1 protein-coding gene is annotated in these 723 nt (G+C 77.2%); it reads right to left on the reverse strand.

The genetic code is table 11. The features are described from left to right. Nucleotides 1-723, reverse strand: a 723-nt coding sequence (locus ABD363_RS32460; RefSeq protein WP_344610045.1) for a DUF6297 family protein, incomplete at both ends; no start/stop codon positions are given.

Raw genomic sequence — 723 nt, forward strand, 5'->3', positions numbered from 1 at the left:
CGGCGACGCCGCACGCCCACATCGGCATGGCCAGGGGCCAGCCCGGCGCTGTGCCCAGCGCGGCCGCCGTGACGGGCTGAGCCGCCCAGCCCCAGGGCAGCAGCCACAGGACGGTGGTGCCCACCCACGCGGGCAGCCCACGGGCCAGGGCGATGAGAGACAGCAGGCCCAGCAGGGCGACCCCGCACCAGCCGGCTCGGAAGATCCTGCGCTGCTGCTGTTCCCGCCGCCCCTCGTGGCGCACGACCAGAACGCTCAGCCCGGTGCCGGCCAGCGCGGTGCCCAGCCCGGCCCAGACACCGGCAGCGGTGACGGGGAGCCAGGCGGCCCCCGACACGTTGGCGACGAGGAAGCCGAGCACACCACCGCTCACCGTGCCCAGCAGCGCGCTGACCGCGGCCGACGACGCCAGCCGCGGCAGCAGGAGCGGGCCGCGCGCGACGGGCTGCGGCAGCAGCCAGGACACCGTCGCGCTGTCCGCGACGACCGGGCCCCGCCACACCGCGCTGCGCACGACGAGCAGCGACGCCAGGGCGAGAAGGGTGGGCAGCCACAGCGGCAGCGCCTGCAGGAGCGGTCCCGGGCCGTCGAGCCGGCTCGACCGCCCCAGGCGTGCCACGGCCAGCAGGGCGGGCACGCCCCACAATCCGCCGAACAGCACGAGCAGGTACACCGCGAAGGCGCCGCTCTCGCGCCGCTTCGTCCGGTACGCGCTGCGCGCGG

Origin of the sequence: Streptomyces glaucus (assembly GCF_039533365.1) — a bacterium.
Taxonomy (GTDB): Bacteria; Actinomycetota; Actinomycetes; order Streptomycetales; family Streptomycetaceae; genus Streptomyces; species Streptomyces glaucus.